Source organism: Mesorhizobium sp. M0159 (genome assembly GCF_040322295.1).
GTDB lineage: Bacteria > Pseudomonadota > Alphaproteobacteria > Rhizobiales > Rhizobiaceae > Mesorhizobium.
Window position 1 is genome coordinate 26,812 of the sequence record NZ_JAMYTF010000003.1, and the last position, 15,613, is coordinate 42,424.

The 15,613-nt window shown below is 63.4% G+C and carries 19 protein-coding genes; 7 read left to right on the forward strand and 12 right to left on the reverse strand.

Annotated elements, in window-relative coordinates; all coding sequences use genetic code 11:
- Positions 1-4 precede the first annotated feature (4 nt).
- On the forward strand, positions 5-2,803 hold the full coding sequence (locus NKJ32_RS03755) for a [protein-PII] uridylyltransferase (RefSeq protein WP_352591208.1): 2,799 nt from the start codon (positions 5-7) through the stop codon (positions 2,801-2,803).
- 46 nt (positions 2,804-2,849) lie between these two features.
- Positions 2,850-4,448: a murein biosynthesis integral membrane protein MurJ gene (gene murJ, locus NKJ32_RS03760; protein ID WP_352755992.1), complete on the forward strand. Its 1,599-nt coding sequence runs from the start codon at positions 2,850-2,852 to the stop codon at positions 4,446-4,448.
- On the opposite strand, the gene NKJ32_RS03765 is transcribed toward murJ, so the two are convergent.
- Both NKJ32_RS03765 and NKJ32_RS03770 read right to left on the reverse strand, forming a co-directional pair.
- Complete coding sequence (locus NKJ32_RS03765; RefSeq protein WP_352614480.1) at positions 4,423-4,827, reverse strand: type II toxin-antitoxin system VapC family toxin; 405 nt, start codon at positions 4,825-4,827, stop codon at positions 4,423-4,425. The genes murJ and NKJ32_RS03765 overlap by 26 nt on opposite strands.
- Positions 4,827-5,072 (reverse strand): type II toxin-antitoxin system VapB family antitoxin, encoded by a 246-nt coding sequence (locus tag NKJ32_RS03770; RefSeq protein ID WP_023676383.1) that lies wholly within the window; start codon positions 5,070-5,072, stop codon positions 4,827-4,829. Before NKJ32_RS03770 ends, NKJ32_RS03765 begins: the two co-directional genes overlap by 1 nt.
- A 364-nt stretch (positions 5,073-5,436) precedes the next feature.
- On the opposite strand from NKJ32_RS03770, the gene trpS reads away from it, so the two are divergent.
- The 3 genes from trpS (at position 5,437) to NKJ32_RS03785 (ending at position 7,815) form a co-directional block, all read left to right on the forward strand.
- Complete coding sequence (trpS, locus tag NKJ32_RS03775; protein ID WP_352690993.1) at positions 5,437-6,519, forward strand: tryptophan--tRNA ligase; 1,083 nt, start codon at positions 5,437-5,439, stop codon at positions 6,517-6,519.
- A 96-nt stretch (positions 6,520-6,615) separates the two neighbouring features.
- The gene (locus tag NKJ32_RS03780; RefSeq protein ID WP_023717912.1) at positions 6,616-7,107 is read left to right on the forward strand and encodes a universal stress protein; all 492 of its coding nucleotides are present in this window, start codon (positions 6,616-6,618) and stop codon (positions 7,105-7,107) included.
- A 138-nt stretch (positions 7,108-7,245) separates the two neighbouring features.
- Positions 7,246-7,815, forward strand: a complete 570-nt coding sequence (locus NKJ32_RS03785) for a NifU family protein (protein ID WP_023676386.1) — start codon at positions 7,246-7,248, stop codon at positions 7,813-7,815.
- Between the two features lie 110 nt (positions 7,816-7,925).
- On the opposite strand, the gene NKJ32_RS03790 is transcribed toward NKJ32_RS03785, so the two are convergent.
- The 4 genes from NKJ32_RS03790 to NKJ32_RS03805 all read right to left on the reverse strand — a co-directional run bounded on the left by NKJ32_RS03790 (position 7,926) and on the right by NKJ32_RS03805 (position 9,622).
- Entirely contained in the window at positions 7,926-8,543 is a 618-nt protein-coding gene (locus NKJ32_RS03790; protein ID WP_352591300.1) for a L,D-transpeptidase, read from the reverse strand.
- Between the two features lie 338 nt (positions 8,544-8,881).
- Positions 8,882-9,007 carry a hypothetical protein gene (locus NKJ32_RS03795; RefSeq protein ID WP_023676388.1) on the reverse strand — a complete coding sequence of 42 codons (126 nt, stop codon included), beginning with the start codon at positions 9,005-9,007 and terminating at the stop codon, positions 8,882-8,884.
- On the reverse strand, positions 9,008-9,136 hold the full coding sequence (locus NKJ32_RS03800; RefSeq protein ID WP_023676389.1) for a hypothetical protein: 129 nt from the start codon (positions 9,134-9,136) through the stop codon (positions 9,008-9,010).
- 159 nt (positions 9,137-9,295) lie between these two features.
- Positions 9,296-9,622: a GYD domain-containing protein gene (locus NKJ32_RS03805; protein WP_352476054.1), complete on the reverse strand. Its 327-nt coding sequence runs from the start codon at positions 9,620-9,622 to the stop codon at positions 9,296-9,298.
- Positions 9,623-9,771: 149 nt separating this feature from the next.
- On the opposite strand from NKJ32_RS03805, the gene NKJ32_RS03810 reads away from it, so the two are divergent.
- Entirely contained in the window at positions 9,772-10,071 is a 300-nt protein-coding gene (locus tag NKJ32_RS03810; protein ID WP_352570234.1) for a DUF1330 domain-containing protein, read from the forward strand.
- 740 nt (positions 10,072-10,811) lie between these two features.
- Positions 10,812-11,312 carry an MmcB family DNA repair protein gene (locus tag NKJ32_RS03815; protein WP_023676393.1) on the forward strand — a complete coding sequence of 167 codons (501 nt, stop codon included), beginning with the start codon at positions 10,812-10,814 and terminating at the stop codon, positions 11,310-11,312.
- A gap of 101 nt (positions 11,313-11,413) precedes the next feature.
- On the opposite strand, the gene NKJ32_RS03820 is transcribed toward NKJ32_RS03815, so the two are convergent.
- The 6 genes from NKJ32_RS03820 to fdhD form a co-directional block, all read right to left on the reverse strand.
- Positions 11,414-11,602, reverse strand: coding sequence for a hypothetical protein (locus tag NKJ32_RS03820; RefSeq protein ID WP_352570235.1), 189 nt, complete (start codon positions 11,600-11,602; stop codon positions 11,414-11,416).
- 135 nt (positions 11,603-11,737) lie between these two features.
- Positions 11,738-12,100 carry a nuclear transport factor 2 family protein gene (locus NKJ32_RS03825; protein ID WP_023676394.1) on the reverse strand — a complete coding sequence of 121 codons (363 nt, stop codon included), beginning with the start codon at positions 12,098-12,100 and terminating at the stop codon, positions 11,738-11,740.
- A gap of 85 nt (positions 12,101-12,185) precedes the next feature.
- On the reverse strand, positions 12,186-12,659 hold the full coding sequence (locus NKJ32_RS03830; protein WP_352448517.1) for a carboxymuconolactone decarboxylase family protein: 474 nt from the start codon (positions 12,657-12,659) through the stop codon (positions 12,186-12,188).
- Between the two features lie 111 nt (positions 12,660-12,770).
- Entirely contained in the window at positions 12,771-14,324 is a 1,554-nt protein-coding gene (locus NKJ32_RS03835) for an alpha/beta fold hydrolase (RefSeq protein WP_352635844.1), read from the reverse strand.
- A 106-nt stretch (positions 14,325-14,430) separates the two neighbouring features.
- On the reverse strand, positions 14,431-14,739 hold the full coding sequence (locus NKJ32_RS03840; RefSeq protein WP_352570237.1) for a formate dehydrogenase subunit delta: 309 nt from the start codon (positions 14,737-14,739) through the stop codon (positions 14,431-14,433).
- The gene (fdhD, locus tag NKJ32_RS03845; RefSeq protein ID WP_502897325.1) at positions 14,729-15,556 is read right to left on the reverse strand and encodes a formate dehydrogenase accessory sulfurtransferase FdhD; all 828 of its coding nucleotides are present in this window, start codon (positions 15,554-15,556) and stop codon (positions 14,729-14,731) included. Before fdhD ends, NKJ32_RS03840 begins: the two co-directional genes overlap by 11 nt.
- Positions 15,557-15,613: the final 57 nt, after the last annotated feature.

Sequence of the window (15,613 nt, forward strand, 5' to 3'; positions counted from 1 at the left end):
ATTTATGGCAAGAATATCCCTGAAGCTCGAGGAACTGATCGACGGCGAAGCCTTGCGCCGCGAGATGACCGAACTGACCGAGGCGACGGCAGGCGACGGCTCCGGCAAGGCCGCGCGCAGCGGCGTTCTCAAGCTTCTCAAAAGCCGGCTCGCCGACGGCCGCACGGTCGCCGAACGCATGCTGATGGACGATGGCAGCGGTACCGCCTGCGCCGCCCGGCTGTCGCATCTGATGGATGAGATCATCCGCGCGCTCTACGACTTCGCCGCCACCCATGTCTATCGCGTCAAAAACCCGTCATCGGCCGAGCGCATGGCGGTCGTGGCCGTCGGCGGCTATGGCCGTGGCACGCTGGCGCCCGGGTCTGACATCGACCTGCTGTTCCTGCTGCCCTACAAGCAGACGCCATGGGGCGAGCAGATCGTCGAATACATGCTCTACATGCTGTGGGACCTGGGGCTGAAGGTCGGCCACGCCACCCGCAACATCGACGAGTGCCTCAGGCTGTCGCGCACCGACATCACCATCCGCACCTCGATCCTGGAGGCGCGCTTCCTGTGGGGCGAGCAAAAACTCTACGACGAGCTTTTGCAGCGCTTCGACCACGAGGTGGTGCGCACCACCGGCCCCGAATATGTCCAGGCCAAGCTCGCCGAACGCGACGAGCGCCACGCCAAGGCCGGCGAGAGCCGTTACCTGGTCGAACCCAACGTCAAGGACGGCAAGGGCGGCCTGCGCGACCTGCAGACGCTGTTCTGGATCGCCAAATATTTCTACCGCGTGCGCACCGGCGAGGAACTGGTCGACAAGGGCGTCTTCACCGACGCCGAATACAGGGAATTCCAGAAGGCCGAGGATTTCCTATGGGCGGTGCGCTGCCACATGCATTTCCTCACCGGCAAGGCCGAGGAGCGGCTGCATTTCGACATCCAGCGCGACATTGCCGAGCGGCTGGGCTACACCACCCATCCCGGCCTGTCGGCGGTCGAACGCTTCATGAAGCACTACTTCCTCGTCGCCAAGGATGTCGGCGACCTAACCCGCATTTTCTGCGCCGCGCTCGAGGAGGAGCAAGCCAAGCATGTGCCGGGCTTCAACCGCATCTTCCTCACCTTCTCGCGGCGCAAGCGCAAGCTCGCCGGCACGGCCGATTTCATCGTCGACAACCACCGCATCAACATTGCCGACGACGAGGTGTTCGAGCGCGATCCGGTTAACCTGCTCAGGCTGTTCTGGTTTGCCGACAAGCATGGCCTGGAATTCCACCCCGATGCGCTGAAGCTTTTGACCCGTTCGCTCGGCCTCGTCGGCAAGGCGCTCAGGCGCGACGAGGAGGCCAACCGGCTGTTCCTCGATATCTTGACCTCGGACCGCAATGCCGAGCTCAATCTGCGGCGCATGAACGAGGCCGGACTGCTGGCAAAGCTGATCCCGGATTTCGGCAAGATCGTCGCCATGATGCAGTTCTCGATGTACCACCACTACACGGTGGACGAGCACCTCATCCGCTGCATCGGGGTGCTGGCCGAGATCGAGCGCGGCGACGGGGAAAAGATCCATCCACTCGCCCACTCGCTGATGCCGGGGCTGAAGAAGAGCCGCGAGGCGCTCTATGTCGCCGTGCTGCTGCACGACATCGCCAAGGGCAGGCCGGAGGACCATTCGCAAGCCGGCGCCAGGATCGCCCGGCGCATCTGCCCGCATATGGGGCTCTCGCCGGCCGACACCGAAACGGTCGCCTGGCTGGTCGAGAACCACCTCGTCATGTCGATGACGGCGCAGACCCGCGATCTCAACGACCGCAAGACGATCGAGGATTTTGCCGCCATCGTGCAGTCGGTCGAACGGCTGAAGATGCTGCTTGTGCTTACCGTCTGCGATATCCGCGGCGTCGGGCCTGGGGTCTGGAACGGCTGGAAGGGCCAGCTGCTGCGTACGCTCTATTACGAGACCGAGCTTTTGTTGACCGGCGGGTTTTCGGAGGTGTCGCGCGCCAAACGGACGGCGGCGGCGCGCGAACAACTGGCCGAGGCGCTTGCCGACTGGCCGGAAAAGGCCCGCAAGCGTTATGTCGGCCAGCACTACGAGAACTATCTGCTGGCGGTCGATCTTCCCGACCAGCTCCGCCATGCCGAATTCATCCGCGAGGCCGATCACGCCGGCAAGAAGCTCGCCACCATGGTGAAAACCCACCAGTTCGAGGCGGTGACCGAGATCACGGTGCTGGCGCAGGACCATCCGCGCCTGCTCTCGGTGATTGCCGGCGCCTGTGCCGCGGCCGGCGGCAACATCGTAGACGCGCAGATCTTCACCACCTCGGATGGTCGGGCGCTCGACACCATCCTGATCTCGAGGGAGTTCGACCTCGACGAGGACGAGCGCCGCCGTGCCGAGCGCGTCGGCCGGCTGATCGAGGACGTGCTGTCGGGCAAGAGCTGGCTGCCCGAAATGATCGAGAAGCGGACCAAGCCGCGGCGCGGCGCCAAGGTTTTCCGTATTCCGCCACGCGCCGAGATCCGCAACACGCTGTCGAACCGTTTCTCGGTGATCGAGGTCGAGGGGCTGGACAGGCCGGGCCTTCTGTCGGAGATCACCGGCATGTTGTCGGACCTGTCGCTCGACATCGCCTCGGCCCACATCACCACCTTCGGCGAAAAAGTCATCGACACGTTCTACGTCACCGATCTCACCGGCCAGAAGATCGACAGCCCGTCGCGTACGGCGACCATCCGCAACAGGCTGATCGCGGTGCTCGAGGGCACGGCGTCCGAGCGCGGCAAGACCAAAACGGCCGCCGAGTGACTGTTACCTTCCATTTGCCCCAATCGCACAGGCAGTCTTCAAGCGCATGAGCCTTGTCAAGAAATTCGCCACGGTCGCTTCCGGCACGCTGATGAGCCGCGCCCTCGGTTTCGGCCGCGAGATGCTGATGGCTGCCGCACTCGGCACCGGGCCGATCGCCGACGCCTTCAACGCCGCCTTCCAGTTTCCCAACACCTTTCGCCGGCTGTTCGCCGAAGGCGCCTTCAATGCCGCCTTCGTGCCGCTGTTCGCCAAGGAGATCGAGACACACGGCACCGACGGCGCCAAGCGCTTTTCCGAAGAGGTGTTCGGCGTCTTGTTCACGGCGCTTCTGGCGCTGACCATCGCCATGGAACTGGCGATGCCGCTGATCGTGCGCTACCTGGTGGCGCCGGGCTTTGCCGACACGCCGGGAAAATTCGAGACGACGGTGGCGCTGGCGACCGTCATGTTCCCCTACCTGATCTGCATGTCGCTCGGCGCCATGATGGCCGGGATGCTGAATTCGCTGCGCCGCTATTTCGCCGCTGCGGTGGCGCCGGTGTTCCTCAACGTCATCCTTATCGCCGTGCTTGCCTATGCCTGGTACAAGGGTTCGGACGCCGGCACCGTTGGTTTCGGCCTGGCCTGGGGCGTGCTGGCGGCCGGCCTGGTGCAGCTGGCGATCGTCTGGGCGGCGGTGCGCCATGCCGGCATTTCGATCGGCTTCCGGCGGCCGAAGATGACGCCGAACGTCAAGCGGCTGCTGATCCTGGCGCTGCCGGCGGCGATCACCGGCGGCATCACCCAGATCAACCAGCTGATCGGCACGGCGATCGCATCGGCGCAGGACAGCGCGGTGTCGTCGCTGGCCTATGCCGACCGCGTCTACCAGCTGCCGCTGGGCGTCGTCGGCGTCGCCGTCGCCATCGTGCTTTTGCCGGAACTGTCGCGGGCACTGAAATCAGGCAATCTGGTCGAGGCCGCCAATCTGCAGAACCGCTCGGTCGAGTTTACCCTTTTCATGACCTTGCCGGCGGCGGCCGCGCTGCTGGTTATGTCCGAGCCGATCGTGCGGCTGGTCTATGAGCGCGGCGCCTTTGCCGCCAACAATTCGACGCCGACGGTCGCGGCAATCCTGGCGATCTTCGGCCTCGGCCTGCCGGCCTTCGTGCTGATCAAGGCGTTCACCCCAGGCTATTTCGCCCGCGAGGACACGCGCACGCCAATGATTTTCGCCGCCATCTCGGTGGCGGTTAACATTACGACGGCGCTGACGCTGTTTCCGACCATGGGCGCGCCCGGCATTGCCGTTGCCTCCGCTGTCGCAGGCTGGGTCAATGCGGCGATGCTGCTCGCCGTGCTGATCCGGCGCGGCCATTGGGGCCGCGACGTGCCGCTCATGAAACGCATCCCGCGGCTGGTGCTGTCGGCGGCGGTGATGGCCGCGGCGCTCTATTTTGCCGAGCACTGGTTCGCCGCAAGTCTCGGCTCCGGCTCGCCGCTGGTGATCAAGGCGGTAACCCTGCTTGCGCTCGTCGCCGGCGGGGCGCTGCTTTACTTCGTCACCGCCTTCGCCACCGGCGGCGCCGATTTCGGCATGATCCGCCGCAATATCGGGCGCAAGGGCTCCCAGCCGGTCAAGCAACAGTCTCCAGATCCGTGAAGCGGAATTCGTCCGCCGTCGAAAGCATCGGAACGGCGTAGTAGCGCGCACAGGCGTAGTGGAAACAGTCGGCCATGTTGAGGCGGCCAGCGTTGTTGCGAAACCGCGACGCAGCCTCGACTGACAGAGATGCTGCGTCAGAGGAAGGCGGAAGCTCCCGCAAGGTGATTCCACGCTCTTCGAGAAAACGGCTGACTATCTTGAAGCTTGTGGCGACCGGTACGGCCAGCTTTTCCGATCGCGAAAGCGCCATCGCGGCTTCCCAAACCGCGATCGCCGACGTGAACGGAGCCGACGCTTTCATGACCGCCTGCGCGCAGCGCGGGGCTTCGGTCTCGTTGCTCAGTATGGCAACGATAGCGGCAGCATCGATGAACATCAGTCTTCGCCGGACAATTCGTCGTAGACCGAGCGCGGCAGCGGCTTGCGCGCCTGCTCGCTCAGCTCAATACCGAACTCGGCCCGGAGCCGTGCCGCCGTCTCCAGCGGCGTCTCGCGATTGCGTCGGCGCTCCAGAGCTTCGCGCATGGCGATCACGATTGCCTCGGTGATCCCGACACCTTCAAGCCTGGCAAAAGCCCGCGTCAGGCTGTCCGCTTCCTTGTTGTTGATGTTGATCGTCATTGTTTTGCTTCCGCTGTGTAAAATATTATGTAGCTATCTACATCAGTCCGTCAATGTGGCCCTAAGCCAAATCGAAGCGATTGCCGAGGCGAGCTATTTTGTTCTTGCTTTGTGCCGGCAGCTATGCTAGTAACTTCGGTATGGGTGCTCATTGGCGCCGAAGACCCGCCGCAAGGCGGGTTTTTGTTTCTGGTCGGCGTCATCCCCTTCAAACAGCCTCCTGCGGCGTCTTGCTCGGCCGACGCCAAAGCCTGCGCGCCCAGTCAATACCCCTCTTGATCGCCTCCTCGCTCTCGTCCATAAGCGCGCCGTCGCAAGACTTTCGCCGCGCGCGAAACGGCCCTCCACAAGCCAGGGAAACACTATGACCGACCTCAACCAGCCCGCCTTCAAGCCGCTCGTGTTTTCCGGCGTCCAGCCAACCGGCAATCTGCATCTCGGCAATTATCTCGGCGCCATCAAGAAATTCGTCGCCCTGCAGGACACTTCCGACTGCATCTATTGCGTCGTCGACCTGCATTCGCTGACCGCGCAGCTCGTCTATGAGGACCTTCAGGACCAGACGCGTTCGATCACCGCGGCGTTTCTCGCCTCCGGCATCGACCCGACCAAGCACATCGTCTTCAACCAGTCGCGGGTGATGCAGCACGCCGAGCTTGCCTGGATCTTCAACTGCGTGGCGCGCATCGGTTGGATGAACCGCATGACGCAGTTCAAGGACAAGGCCGGCAAGGACCGCGAGAACGCCTCGCTCGGCCTGCTTGCCTATCCCTCCCTGATGGCCGCCGACATCCTTGTCTACCGCGCCACCCACGTGCCGGTCGGCGACGACCAGAAGCAGCATCTGGAGCTGACCCGCGACATTGCGCAGAAATTCAACAACGACTTTTCAGACCGCATCGCGGCGCTTGGTGTCGGCGTCGAGATGCAGGTCGGCGAAGAGACGGTGAACGGCTATTTCCCACTGACCGAGCCGGTCATCGGCGGCCCGGCGGCGCGCATCATGTCGCTGCGCGATGGTTCGAAGAAGATGTCGAAGTCCGACCCGTCGGACCTGTCGCGCATCAATCTGACCGATGATGCCGATGCCATCTCGAAGAAGATCCGCAAGGCCAAGACCGACCCGGAGGCTTTGCCCGGCGAACTGGACGGGCTTGCCGGTCGGCCGGAAGCGGAAAACCTCGTCGGCATCTATGCCGGCCTCGCCGAAATCTCGAAAGAGGCCGTGCTGAAAGAGTTCGGCGGCCACCAGTTTTCGGTGTTCAAGCCGGCGCTGGCCGATCTTGCCGTGGAAAAGCTGGCGCCGATCGCCGGCGAGATGCGCCGCATCTCCGCTGACCGCGCCTATGTCGACGCGGTGCTGCGGGATGGCGGCGAGCGTGCCGGCACATTGGCCGAAGCGACGATGAAGACCGTGCGCGACATTATCGGCCTGCTGCAAGGCTGACCTTAGAGCGGCGCCCTGTCGCCACAGCCGCCGGTCGCTTGCGGGCGGGCTGTGGCGGTGGCAGATTGCGAACCGAAACCATCGAACAGGGTGAATATGGTCTCCAAACGCCTCAGCCGCGAAGCCGGTCATCGTCGCAAGTTCCTGGCGATCATCGACGATACGCCAGAATGCGAGCGCGCCGTCGCCTACGCCTCGAAGCGGGCGCAAAGCACGGGCGGCGTACTGGTGCTGCTCTATGTCATCGAGCCGGATGATTTCCAGCACTGGCTGGGCGTCGAGAAGATCATGCGCGAGGAGGCGACCGCCACGGCGCGTGCGGCACTCGACAGCTACGCCAACAAGGTGCGCCAGAAGCTCGGCATCGAGCCGGAACTGGTGGTGCGCGAAGGCAAGCCGACCGAAGAGATCCACAAGCTGATCGAGGAAGACCAGGACATCGCCATCCTGGTGCTGGCGGCAGGCGCCGGCAAGGAAGGGCCTGGGCCGCTGGTCGGCGCGGTCGCCGGCAAGGGCGCCGCCTTTCCGATTCCGGTCACGGTGGTGCCGCAGAACCTGTCGGACGAAGAGATCGACAGCCTCGCCTGAGCGCGCCTCGCTCAAGGCAGGGGTAAAACATTCCGCCTGCCGCTTCCGCCGACGATGCCTTTCGCTTGAATGTCGGGCGGATAAAGCCTAATTAGAATTATTCCAAACTAGCTGCCCGAAACGGGCACGGAGACGGCCATGTTCATCCAGACCGAGTCGACGCCAAACCCGGCGACGCTGAAATTCCTGCCCGGCAAGGAAGTGCTGCAAGAAGGCACCGCCGATTTCCGCGATGCCGATAGCGCCGCGACGGCTTCGCCGCTCGCCGGCCGGCTGTTCGAAATCCCCGGCGTCACCGGCGTCTTCTTCGGCTATGATTTCATCACCGTGACCAAGGACGGCCCCGACTGGCAGCATCTGAAGCCGGCTATCCTCGGCGCCATCATGGAGCATTTCATGTCCGGCGCCCCGGTGATGGCCAAGGCCGGCCCCGCCGCCGAGACCAGCCAGACCGGCGAATTCTACGACAAGGCCGACGAGGAGTTGGTCGTCACCATCAAGGAGCTGCTCGACACGCGGGTGCGCCCGGCGGTGGCCCAGGACGGCGGCGACATCACCTTCCGCGGCTTCGAGAACGGCACCGTGTTCCTGCACATGAAGGGCGCCTGCGCCGGCTGCCCGTCGTCGACCGCGACGCTGAAGCACGGCATCCAGAACCTGCTCCGGCACTTTGTGCCGGAAGTGCAGCACGTCGAACAGGTCTCCTGACGCACCGTTCCATCGTCAACATCGATAGACAACAAAAAACCGGGCCAAAGTGCCCGGTTTTCTGTTTGCGACGTCTGTGTTGTTGCCTAGACGGTCCGCGTATAAGGGTCTTATATCACGATGACCTTGGCGCCGACCGAGGTGCGGTCGTAGAGGTCGATAATGTCCTGGTTCATCAGCCGGATGCAGCCCGACGACATCGCCTTGCCGATCGAATTCCATTCCGGGCTGCCATGCAGGCGATAACCCATGTCGCCGCCCTTGTTGAACAGGTACATGGCGCGCGCGCCGAGCGGGTTCTTCAACCCCGGGTCCATGCCACCGGCAAACTTGGCCAACTCCGGCTGGCGCTTGATCATCTGCGAAGGCGGTGTCCAGGTCGGCCATTCGCGCTTCAGCGCGATATGGGCGGTGCCGTGCCATTCGAAACCCTCACGGCCGACGCCGATGCCGTAGCGCATCGCTTCGCCGTCGCCCATGACGAAATAGAGGAACTTGTTCTGCGTATCGACGATAATGGTGCCCGGCTTTTCCTTGGTGTCGTAGTCGACGATCTGCCGGCGGTATTTGAACGGCACCTTTTCGATCGGAACGCGCGGCAGGTGATAGCCGGCGTCGGTCACCGCGCCGTAGTTGTTGGTGAAGATCTGCGAGCCGATGGTGCTGCAACCGGCGACAGCCGTCGACAGCGCCAGGGCCGCGACGATTGCAAGTGACTTCATGCGCATGAAAAGGTCCGATGCCTGCCCAAACAACAGCGGCTCGAGTCGGCCGCTTTTTTCATCTTCATTCATGCTGGCATTTGCTTTGCTTGCCAAGCGGGCGATGCCTATATCCTTGGACTTGTGTGCTGGTAAACCTGCGACTATGGCATTTCGGCAACAGCCCCCGCAGGATTATGTTGCAAAATCAATGGGCCAAGAACAAGAACCAGGAGACGAAGAAATCACCCATGAATGTCGGTGACGCTGCCCGGCGCTCTGGCCTGCGGCCAAGACCATCCGTTGCTGCGAGGAGATCGGACTGAGACGCGGCCGCTGCAGGAGAAAGTCCAGACGGGCCGGGTTTAATAAAGGACGCCGCGAAGCACGGTCCAAGCCAGAAGCCCGAACGTGCCGATCACCACCAATGCACCCAGGACCGTGCCGATCGTTTCAGGCAGTCCATCGGGGCGACCAGGACCGTCGGCCATTCAACTATCGATCATGACGTAGGCCGCACCAAACACGGCAACGATAATTGCCCCAAGCACCGCCCATCCTCTGATGGCCGGGCGGATTTCCTCCGGCGTCGCTGATTTCCGGTCGTCATCTTCCGTCATCTAATGCTCCTCGTAAAACACCGTAGCCGACATTGAAAGCGCAAGCTGCCGGCGCTGCCAAGAGCCGCAGTGGACTCTTTTGCGCAAAAGTTTAGGAACGTGCGCAGTTCGCGAGCAAGCGTTACCAGCCTTCGACACTCCGCAAAGCGCGGGCGGCGGTCACGATCCCGGTGGGCGATACCGGATCGACTTGGCTTTCCCAAGGGCTTCCATCGTCTCTTCGACACTTAGCAGCACGGTGGTCTCGTAAGAGCTGAGCGCGCCTCCCGCACCGATGGCGAGCATGACGGATGCCATCGACACGTTGTCCGGCGCCTCCCATAGGTTCCAGCCATCGTACTCTCCGAAGGCATACCAGAACCCGTGCAGCTTTCCGCCGACCGACTCGATGTAGGAACGGGCAGCCTCGCGTCTATCCTCGGGATTATCCATCAAGCGCGCCCAGGTTTCGGGCCTGTAGCTGAATCGCGTGAGATACATCGGCATGGTTCGTCTCTCCCAGAGCTGCCCCCACCAAGACAGTTAAGCGCCCCAATCCGGGAGAACGCGAGTCGTTTCCGAGGCGTAGTACCGCTGGCTTAGTTGCGGGGCCGCTAATAGACCTGTTTCAATGTTTTTTTCAGGGAGTAAGGTCAATGGCCGCATATCTCATTGCTGATGTAGACATAACCGACGCCGCCGTTTTCGAGGAATACCGCCGGGATGTGCCGGCAACCGAAGCCCGCTATGGGGGGAGGTACATCGCTCGCGGCGGAGCCACCAAAGTTCTGGAGGGCGATTGGGAACCTCATCGCCTCGTCATTGTCGAATTCCCGGACATGGCGTCCCTCCTGGCATGGTACGACTCTCCAGAATACAGCCGCCTCAAAGCCATCCGCGAACGCTGCGCAAAGACGAGAATTATTGCCCTGGAAGGGATGATGCCGATTAGCTGAGGGCCGGGTCGATGACAATGGCAAATCTGAGTTGCCATATCTGGTGCGGCCCGGCGACGGGACAGGAGCATTCTGATATGAATCAGCAAGCTTTAAACTTGCGGGCGGGAAATGACGGCCAATGATGGGAGGATGACGCCGGAAGCACTCATTGACGGGACCTACAAATCAATATGACCCAACACCAGATCGGCAGGCGGTGTTGCAGCGTGACCTAGGGTTGTGTCATGGCATTGAAAATGCCGGCGCCAACTATCGCACATAAGGCTGCGGCCCCAAGCCCTCCCACAATGATGCACCACCAGGCGCGGCCATTTCCCCGAAGCACGGGATTCATTTTTATCATCCGTCGCGCCAGAAGCCCCTGGTAGAGTGCATAAGAAGACCCGAAACCGGCGAGCCAAATGACGGAAAATACGACGCCCCGCGTGAGCATCCTATTGAGCCTAGTCTGCTCGACCGTCAAACTTGCATTCTCAGTAACCATGCTTCGCCACCTTTTTGATTATGCTGCGACCACTATCGGGCCTGCAGCGGTGAATATTAGATCAACCGCGACGCCTCGCGAAAACATAGCTCCCCTCACCAGTAGGAAACGCATTCATAACGCGAGCGGCCCGCCTTGTGGAAGGGCGGGCCTTGTAGCGCCCGCTCCACAGTATTTTGCAGATTAGGTTTGTCAGCCAGATAATCGCCGCGACCGGGTTCAAACCGTGAACAAAATCTGGCATGGTGCGGTAATGCCGATCATCTCACCTCTACCCCTCAATCCGCTCATCGACGGCCGCCAGTCGGAGCGCGCCATGCTGGTCAGGCGCGGCGTGCAGCGGCTGCTCAGGCAGATGGGCGCGCATGTCTTGCCCGAACTGTCGCTGGCCACCGGCCGGCGGGCCGACCTGGTTGCGCTGACCCGCCAGGGCGACATCTGGATCATCGAGATCAAATCCTCGATCGAGGATTTCAGGGTCGACCGCAAATGGCCGGACTACCGGCTGCATTCCGACCGGTTCTTCTTCGCCACCCATCCCGGCGTACCCCAGGAAATTTTTCCGCAGGAGTGCGGCTTCATTCTCTCCGACGGTTACGGCGCCGAGATTTTGCGCGATGCGCCCGAGCACCGCATGGCGGCGGCAACGCGCAAGGCGCTGATGCTGAGGATCGCACGCGCCGGTGCGTCGCGGCTGCTGGCGGCGGAGCTTGCCGGCGTGTCGGTGCCCGCGCTGGACGGCGAGAGCGAATAGAGGTTTGCGCTCTCCGTAATTATAGACGTCGCGCTGCCCCTCATCCGGCTGCCGCCACCTTCTCCCCGTAAGTGACGGGGAGAAGGGAGTAAGCCGGACTGCTATTCCACGATGCGGTAGATGTTCCACAGGCTGGTGCCCGACACGACATAGGGCTCCATCTCCTTGCCCCATTTGGCGTGCGCGTCGATCTTGGCGATCCTGGCGAAGAACGCCTCCAATTGGGCGAGGCTTTCGACCTGGTGATGTGACCCGACCGTCGCTTCCCGCGCGCCGTTCGATTCGGTCATGATCTGGAACTTGAGGTCGTCGAGGCCGACCTGCGAGCCGATCTCGCGTTCTCATTCTTTAATAGTTCGAGCACGGTCTGCTTGTGGCCGAACTTGGCGTCGATCTGCCACCTGGCACTGAACATCGCCGCCGCCTCACTCGTCCCATGCCTGCACGACGGTCTGCCGCACGATCAGGCCGTTCTTCAGCTCCAGCATCGCCGCGCAGAACACCTTGGTCCCGTCCGGATAGGCGCAGGCCTGGGTGAAGGCGAGATTGTTGCCGTCGGCGATGGTGGTGTCGACCTTGTGGGTCATCGCCCGGCTGCAGATGTCGTCCCAGAACGTGGTGATCGCAGCGCGCCCGCGGATTTCGCGCGGCTTGCTCGGCGGGTTGTTGCGGTCGATCACCCGCACCAATGCGTCGTCGGCATAGAAGCTCGCCAGCAATTTTCCATCACGGCCCTCAATCGCCTTCTTGATCGCAGCGCCGTCTATCGTCTGTGTCTTGGTCGGCAATTTTTCCTCCATAGGCCCGTCTTCTCGGATCGGGTGGTTGCTTGATCAGGCACTGCCCGGCGCTCGCCGCCGGGCAGTGGCTTCTTCACTGCGACTTCGCCTTGACGGCCGCGAACACCTCGTCGGACTGCTTCTTGAAAGTGGCGAGATCGACCTGGCTGCCGTTGAGCATCGTCGACCAGTGGCGCACGATCGCCGCCATCGCCACCGCCTCCTTGATCTCCTCGTCGCTGGCGCCATTGAGCTTGGCCGCCTGCGTGTGGAAATAGATGCAGTACTGGCAGGGGATCTGCGAGGCGACGGCGAGGCCCATCAATTCCTTGGTCTTGCCGTCGAGCGCGGTGTTTGGGTTGAGCTGCACGCCCTTGATCTCGGCCCAGGCGCCGGCAACGGCGACGTCCGGCAGCGTCTTGAACATGTCCGGTACCGAGCCGAGCGTTGCCTGGATGTCCTTGTAGGCAGCCGTCGCCGAGGCGTCTTCGGCCTTGGCAGGAACGATCGCCAACAGCGCGCCAACGCCTGCCGCCAGCACCAGTGATTTGAGTGTCGACTTCAGCATTTTATTCCTCCCTTCGCAGCGCCTTTCCCGGCGACATCCGCCTGGCCTGCATGGGACGAAGTGATAGCGCTTACGCATGCCCGGCCGCTTCGCCCGAAAGCGCCATGGCTCCTATGGCCCGTGCGGGCCAGCGTGCCGGGCCGAGAACGCCGCCGCCGCCGCCCGCGACGGCAGGTCCAGCTTGAGCAGAATATTGGCTACGTGGCGCTTGACGGTGTGTTCGCTCAGCCCGAGTTCGGCGGCGATCGCGGCATTGCTCTTGCCATCGGCGATGAGGTTCACCACCTCGCTTTCGCGTGCCGTCAGTGCGGCCGGCTCGGCAGCCTTGGCCTTCGGCCGGCAGGCCGGCTCCAGATGCTGTTCCGAGGTCGCCTGCACCAGCGCCAGCGGCTCATCCAGCTCGTCAAGCGCGATGCGCCCGGCGTCATTGAAATGAAGGCCTGAACCGGCGGCGAGGTCGGCGACCAGCCGCGAAGCGAGGATGTCGCCGCGCCCGGCATGCGCGGCAAGCTGCATCGTCACGCGCGCCGTCAACCCCGTCGGCGGCCCACGCAACTCGACCTCGCCGACATGCACGCCCTGCGCGCTGGCGACGCCGATCTCCTGCGCCGCATCGCGCAGCGCCGCCGCACAGCGTACGGCCCGCGCCGGGCCGTCGAAGCGCGCCATCATCAGCTCGCCATTCGTGCCGGCCGGGCGGCCGCCATGGCGCCCGACCAGCAGCCGCCATGTTTCCTGAAAACGCTGGCTGCGCTCGCTCCACATGCGGTCGCCAAGCCGCGCCGTGTCGTAGATCCGGGTGACCAGCAGTGCAGCCAGCACGCGCTCGGCCTCGGCAACGGCGCGCGCTCCGGTCAGGAACTCCTCGATCAGATCGGCCACCCGGTCGACATCGCCGGTCCAGATCGGGTGATCGCGCCCGGGCACCTCGACCAGCCGCGAATTCGGGATCTTCCTTGCCAGGAAGCGGCTGGCCTCCGGGTCGACGCGCGCATCGTTGCGGCGATGGACCAGCAGCGTCGGTGCGCTGATCGCCGCCAGCACGCCGCGCACGTCGATAGCTGCATTCATGCGGGCCAGGGCGATTGCCGCGGTCGGGCTCGCCGACAGCCGCTCGAAGCGCGCCCACCATGTGGCGAAACGCGGATCGTCGACGCGGCCGGGTGCGAAATGCGGCAGGGTGGCGCCGGTGCCCCATGCGGTCTCCGCCGTCGCGATGAACGCCTCCAGGCGTTCCGGCGGCATCACCCATTTGTGGAAATGCGAATAGCCGCCATAAAGCGCCAGCGCCCGCGTCCGCTCCGGGTAGGTGGCGGCGAACAGCATTGCCATCGGCGCGCCTTCCGAAGCGCCGAGCAAGGCGGCGCGGCCGCTGCCGGTCGCATCCATCACCGCGCGCACATCGTCCATGCGGGTTTCGAGGCTGGGCAGATGGTGGGCATCGACGCGATCGGACAGACCGGTGCCGCGCTTGTCGAACAGGATCAGCCGTGAGAACGCGGAAAGCCGCTTCAACAGCCGGGTGTAGCCCTCGTCTTCCCAGTGCAGGTCGAGATTGGAAATGAAACCCGGCACGAAGACGAGATCGAGCGATCCCTGGCCGACCACCTGATAGGCGATCCGCACGTCGCCACTGAGCGCGTATCGAGTTTCGATCGGCCTCACGAGGTTTGTCCGCCCGACCCGACGAATTCTTGTCGCCGATCATAGCAGAGGCGCGCAGCTTGCGGCAGATGAAACTTTAGAGAGCGTGAATGTGGGCCCGCGGCGCCTACTTCTGTGACGCGGCGGTCGTCTCGGTGTTCGCTCCGCCAGCGCTGAAACCTGCGCCCTCCGGCGCGCCAGGCCGCTTGATGTGTGGCGCGGCCGCGACGACAAGCTCGTTGAACCCTTCGCCGCCGCTGTCCAGCATCTCGAACAATTGCCGGCGCATCCTCGGCTCCCAGAACTTGTTGATGTGCTCGGCGACGCCGGCAATGCCTTGCTCGCGCGGCTTTGAGTGGAAAAAGGCGGCGATCTGGTTGGCCATGCGAACCAGCTTTTCGCTGGTGCTCATGAGGTGGCCCTCGTCATGCGACATGCTTGGCAACTCCGGAAACCACTCGGTCAGGATGGGTAAAAATATCGAAATCGTCGCCGCGCACCAGCGCCACCAGCGTCATGCCGGCATCGTCCGCGGTGCGGATGGCAAGTGCGGTCGGCGCCGAGACGGCAATGATGACGGCCGAGCCGATCGCCGCGGTCTTCTGCACCATCTCGACCGAAACGCGCGACGTGACGACGACGGCCCCCGACCTGCCGTCGATACCGGCTTTGGCCAGCGCGCCAGCCAGCTTGTCCAGCGCGTTGTGGCGGCCGACATCCTCACGCGCCATGACGATGCCCTTGCCGGGGAGGTAAAAACCGGCGGCGTGGACGGCACCGGTCTCGGCGTGCAGCGGCTGCAGCTTCGACAAAAGCTTGACCGAGCGGACGATGTCATTGGCCTGAAGTGTAAGTTGCGACGCACCGACCGGGTTTACCGAGCGCATCGCCTCCTCGATCGATTCGATGCCGCACAGCCCGCAGCCGACCGGCCCAGCCAGCCTGCGCCGCCGCGCTTCGAAGCGGGTGTTGGCCTGGTCCTTCAGCCGGATCTGGATATCGATGCCGGCGCCGTGATCCTCGACCTCGATCGCTTCGATTTCGTCCGGCGAGGCAATGATGCCTTCGGTCAGCGAGAAGCCGAGCGCGAAATCCTCGAAATCAGCCGGGCTTGCCATCATCACCGCATGCGTGGTGCCGGCAAAGGAGAACGCCACCGGCGTCTCTTCCGGCACCATGCGGTTGGCGGCCGCAGTGCCGCCGGCGCGGCGCGCGAGGCGGCTGATCTGTGTGACAGCACGACGTTTGGGCATCACGCGGCACCCCCCTCTGGCCTGCCCTCTTTGTCATCATTTGGCATCTCCCCCTCA

What these genes read in the sequence shown, in the direction of transcription:
- NKJ32_RS03815 (WP_023676393.1), top strand. Translation starts at nt 10,812, where the DNA reads ATGCCGATCATCTCACCTCTACCCCTCAATCCGCTCATCGACGGCCGC.
- NKJ32_RS03790 (WP_352591300.1), bottom strand. Translation starts at nt 8,543, where the DNA reads ATGCGCATGAAGTCACTTGCAATCGTCGCGGCCCTGGCGCTGTCGACG.
- NKJ32_RS03770 (WP_023676383.1), bottom strand. Translation starts at nt 5,072, where the DNA reads ATGACGATCAACATCAACAACAAGGAAGCGGACAGCCTGACGCGGGCT.
- NKJ32_RS03800 (WP_023676389.1), bottom strand. Translation starts at nt 9,136, where the DNA reads ATGACGGAAGATGACGACCGGAAATCAGCGACGCCGGAGGAAATCCGC.
- NKJ32_RS03755 (WP_352591208.1), top strand. Translation starts at nt 5, where the DNA reads ATGGCAAGAATATCCCTGAAGCTCGAGGAACTGATCGACGGCGAAGCC.
- NKJ32_RS03780 (WP_023717912.1), top strand. Translation starts at nt 6,616, where the DNA reads ATGGTCTCCAAACGCCTCAGCCGCGAAGCCGGTCATCGTCGCAAGTTC.
- NKJ32_RS03805 (WP_352476054.1), bottom strand. Translation starts at nt 9,622, where the DNA reads ATGCCGATGTATCTCACGCGATTCAGCTACAGGCCCGAAACCTGGGCG.
- murJ (WP_352755992.1), top strand. Translation starts at nt 2,850, where the DNA reads ATGAGCCTTGTCAAGAAATTCGCCACGGTCGCTTCCGGCACGCTGATG.
- NKJ32_RS03820 (WP_352570235.1), bottom strand. Translation starts at nt 11,602, where the DNA reads ATGACCGAATCGAACGGCGCGCGGGAAGCGACGGTCGGGTCACATCAC.
- NKJ32_RS03810 (WP_352570234.1), top strand. Translation starts at nt 9,772, where the DNA reads ATGGCCGCATATCTCATTGCTGATGTAGACATAACCGACGCCGCCGTT.
- NKJ32_RS03840 (WP_352570237.1), bottom strand. Translation starts at nt 14,739, where the DNA reads ATGTCGCATGACGAGGGCCACCTCATGAGCACCAGCGAAAAGCTGGTT.
- NKJ32_RS03795 (WP_023676388.1), bottom strand. Translation starts at nt 9,007, where the DNA reads ATGGCCGACGGTCCTGGTCGCCCCGATGGACTGCCTGAAACGATCGGC.
- NKJ32_RS03765 (WP_352614480.1), bottom strand. Translation starts at nt 4,827, where the DNA reads ATGTTCATCGATGCTGCCGCTATCGTTGCCATACTGAGCAACGAGACC.
- NKJ32_RS03830 (WP_352448517.1), bottom strand. Translation starts at nt 12,659, where the DNA reads ATGCTGAAGTCGACACTCAAATCACTGGTGCTGGCGGCAGGCGTTGGC.
- NKJ32_RS03785 (WP_023676386.1), top strand. Translation starts at nt 7,246, where the DNA reads ATGTTCATCCAGACCGAGTCGACGCCAAACCCGGCGACGCTGAAATTC.
- trpS (WP_352690993.1), top strand. Translation starts at nt 5,437, where the DNA reads ATGACCGACCTCAACCAGCCCGCCTTCAAGCCGCTCGTGTTTTCCGGC.
- fdhD (WP_502897325.1), bottom strand. Translation starts at nt 15,556, where the DNA reads ATGCCCAAACGTCGTGCTGTCACACAGATCAGCCGCCTCGCGCGCCGC.